Genomic DNA, 3,733 nt, shown 5'->3' with positions numbered 1-3,733 from the left:
TCCGGTCCGAGACGTCCATTTCGGCTGCGCCGAACGCACGTGCCGCGCGCCCCATCCGTCTCGGCGCTGCGCGCCGATCCACCTTCCCCTACAGGGAAGGAAGATCTCTCGCTCCGACCTTCACAACGACCTTCGGCGTCGACGTGCCGCTCTATGCAACGTGTTCCGGCGCCAGCCGGCACCCGGACGTGCTAGCCCGGAAGCGGGCACCGCGCAAGAACGGCGGTCCGGTTGCGCGGAGCGAAAAACTTCTTCTACGCTGCCGGCTCGAACGCCGGCCGGAGGGGAGCGCGATGCGGCTCGTGGCGATATCCGAGGAGCGGCCCGGGCCGAAGTGGCAGGCGCGGTTCGAGGCGCTCTGGCCGCGCTATCGCCCCTGGTTCGCGCCCGCCGCCGACGACCCGCCCCTCGCCGCGCGCCGCGCCGCGCTCGCCGCGCACATGCCCGAGCTCGTCCCGGCCTGGGAGCGCGCCTGCGCGCTCGCGGGCGACGATCCCGCCGCGCACGCCCTCCTCACCGGGTGGGCGCCCCCGCCGGTGGTGACCGGGTGTTCGGTGGCGATCGCGCCGGAGGCGGAGCCGGTGATGATCCGCAACTACGACTTCACCTCGGGATTCTTCGAGGGCACGCTCCAGCACGGCCGCTGGGCCGGCGGGCCGACGGTGATCGCCTCGAGCGAGGCGCTGTTCGGCGCGCTCGACGGCGTCAACGACGCGGGCCTCGCCGCCGCGCTCACCTTCGGCGGGCGGCCGGTGGTCGGGGCGGGCTTCGGCAATCCCTGGCTCGTGCGCTACGTGCTCGAGACCTGCGCCACCGTGCCGGAGGCGATCGCGGCGCTGACGCGCATCCCCTCCGCCATGGCGACGAACATCGTCGTGCTCGACCGCACCGGCGCCCATGCCGTGGCGATGCTCGCACCGGACCGCGAGCCCCTGGTGCTCGACCGTCCGGTGGTGACCAATCACCAGCGCGCACCGGAGTGGCCGGCGGGGGACGCGGCGAGCGAGACGGTGCTTCGCTGCGATCTGCTGACCCGCCTGCGCGAGACGCCCGGCACCGGGCGCGCCGAGATGATCCGCGCCTTCCTCGCCCCGCCGATCCTGAGGCGCGACTTCGCGGGCGTGATGGGCACGTTCTACACCGCCGTCCTTCGCCCCGCCGCCGGCGCCGTCGACTATCTCTGGCCGGACCGGCCGGCGTGGTCTCAAGCCGTCGGCGCCTTCGAGGAGGGCGCGCGCGAGATCCCGGGCTGAGGTGGGGCTTCACTCGCGCCAGAAGCCGGGCGTGAGCAGGATCAGCACCGTGAACAGCTCGAGCCGCCCGAGCAGCATGGCGAAGGTGAGCACCCATTTCGCGGCGTCCGGCAGCGGCGCGAAGTTGCCGGCGGGCCCGATGATCGGCCCGAGCCCGGGGCCGACATTGGCGAGCGCCGTCACCGAGGCGCTGATCGCGGTGACGAAGTCGAGGCCGATCGCCATCAGGACCAGGGTGATCAGGCTGTAGCAGATGAAGAACAGCGAGAAGAACACCACCACCGAGGCGACGACGTCGTCCGGCAGCGGCCGCCCCGCATAGGTGCGCGGGAAGACGCCGTGCGGGTAGATCAGCCGGCGGAAATGCGCGCGCAGCATCTGCGCCATGATCTCGAAGCGGAAGATCTTCATGCCGCCCGAGGTCGAGCCGGTGCAGCCGCCGATGAAGGTCAGCGCGAAGAAGAGACCGACCGCGAGATTGCCCCAGACGAGATAGTCGGTCGAGGCGTAGCCCGTCGTCGTCACGACGGAGACGACGTTGAACGCCGCGTGCCGCGCGGCCTCTCCCGGCGCGTAGCCGTGCGTGACGACGAGCCAGGTGGCGAGCAGCGTCGAGACGCAGACGAGGAGGAGGACGAGCGTGCGCACCTGGCTGTCGAGGAAGACCGCGCCCTCGCTGCGCAGGAGGCGGATGTAGAGCACGAAGGGCAGAGCACCCGCCAGCATGAAGGCGATGGCGATCCACTGGGTCCCGGGCCCGAAGCCGCCCATCGAGAGATCCGTCGTGGAATAGCCACCCGTCGAGACGGTGGTGAGCGCGTGCGCCACCGCGTCGAAAGGCGTCATCCCCGCGAGCCAGTAGAGCGCCGCGCACAGGGCGGTGAGGCCGACATAGACCGCAGCGATGGCGGCGGCGATGTCGCGCACCCGCGGCAGCACCTTCTCGGAGCGATCCGACGACTCGGTGCGGAAGAGCTGCATGCCGCCCACCCCGAGCGCGGGCAGGATCGCGATCGCGGTGGCGATGATGCCGATGCCGCCGAGCCATTGCAGGATCGCGCGCCACAGGAGCACGCCCGGCGGCGCCGAATCGAGCCCGACGATCACGGTGGAGCCCGTGGTCGTGAGCCCCGACATCGATTCGAAGAAGGCGTTGGTGAAGCTGTCGCGCAGCTGCGCATAGTCCGAGGCGTAGAGCGGCAGCGCCGCGAACAGGGCGACCGCCGTCCAGGTCGCGGGCGTGAGGATGAAGGCCTGGCGGATCGTCAGCCCGCCGCGCAGGCCTCCGCGCCCCGCCACCACCAGGAGCGCGCCCGCGCCCGCGGTGAGGCCCGCGGAGACCGCGAAGGCCCGCCAGTCCGGGTTTCGAGCCCAGAGATCGACCGCCATCGGCAGCACCATCGCGGCCGCCAGCGCGAGCAGGGTCCCGCCGACGAGCGAGGCGACCGGTGCGAGGGCGGGGACGGTGAGGCCGAGGCTCTTCGTGCGCTGCATGGGAACGGCTCGCGTGAACGGAGCCGCTTCTAGCACGGACCCGGCTCGGTGGAAGCGCCGGCGAGCCGTGGTCGTCGCCGGGCCTTCAAAAGCCACCGGCCGCGCACCATAACGCTCGTGGCGCCGTCGCGCTCCGGAGTCCCGTTCCCATGTCCGTCCTCGCCGAGAGCCGGCCCGCCCCCGACGCCCACGGTCGTCCCGCCCGCGTCCTCCTCCTCGTCAATCCGCACAGCCGGCGCGGCGCGGCGTGCCTGGACGCGGTCGCCGCCGCCCTCGAAGGGCACGGAATCGCGGTGCTCGCGGAGACGTTCTCGGCGGCCCGCGAGGTGTCGGACGACATCCGGCGGTGCGCGGGGGAGGTCGACGCGGTCGTCGTCTGCGGCGGCGACGGGACGGTGAACGCGGCGCTGCCCGGCATCCTGGAGACCGGCCTGCCGCTCGGCGTCGCGCCCTGCGGCACGGCCAACGACTTCGCCCGCACGCTCGGCCTCCCGGCCGACCCCGTCGCCGCGATGGCCGCGGTCGCCGCCGGGCTCACGCGCCCCGTCGACCTCGGCGTGGTGAACGGGCGGCCGTTCCTCAACGTCGCCTCGATCGGGCTCTCCGTGGATCTCGCCAAGGCCCTGTGCAAGCGCCGCAAGCGCATCTGGGGACGGCTCGCCTATGCGCTAGCGGCGATCCGCGTGGCGATACGGGCGCGGCCCTTCACGGCGACGATCGTGTCGGGCTCCGGCGAGGTGCGCGCCAAGACCTACCAGGTCGCGGTGGGCAACGGCCGCTACTACGGCGGCGGCATGGTCGTCGAGGAGACGGCGGCGATCGACGACGGCACGCTCGACCTCTACTCGCTCGAGACCCGCAACGTCTGGCGCCTCGCGCTGATGCTGCGCTGCTTCGCCAAGGGTGCCCACGGGGCCTGGGCGGACGTGCGCACGGAGCGCTGCGTCGATTTCGAGGTGCGCACCCGCACCCCGCGGGACGTCAAC

Annotated in this window: 3 protein-coding genes; 2 read left to right on the top strand and 1 reads right to left on the bottom strand. The window is 72.6% G+C overall.

The window, feature by feature from the left end; translation table 11 throughout:
* The first annotated feature begins 302 nt into the window (after nt 1-302).
* Complete coding sequence (locus G407_RS0100015) at nt 303-1,253, top strand: C45 family autoproteolytic acyltransferase/hydrolase (RefSeq protein WP_210163047.1); 951 nt, start codon at nt 303-305, stop codon at nt 1,251-1,253.
* 9 nt (nt 1,254-1,262) lie between these two features.
* On the opposite strand, the gene G407_RS0100010 is transcribed toward G407_RS0100015, so the two are convergent.
* Nucleotides 1,263-2,747: a TrkH family potassium uptake protein gene (locus G407_RS0100010; RefSeq protein ID WP_029029152.1), complete on the bottom strand. Its 1,485-nt coding sequence runs from the start codon at nt 2,745-2,747 to the stop codon at nt 1,263-1,265.
* Between the two features lie 149 nt (nt 2,748-2,896).
* On the opposite strand from G407_RS0100010, the gene G407_RS24795 reads away from it, so the two are divergent.
* On the top strand, nt 2,897-3,733 hold an 837-nt coding region (locus G407_RS24795), incomplete at its 3' end, for a lipid kinase (protein WP_043538574.1).

It is taken from the genome of Salinarimonas rosea DSM 21201 (genome assembly GCF_000429045.1).
Taxonomy (GTDB): domain Bacteria; phylum Pseudomonadota; class Alphaproteobacteria; order Rhizobiales; family Beijerinckiaceae; genus Salinarimonas; species Salinarimonas rosea.
Note: the sequence above shows the minus strand (reverse complement) of the source record. Positions and strands in the feature narration are given on the sequence as shown.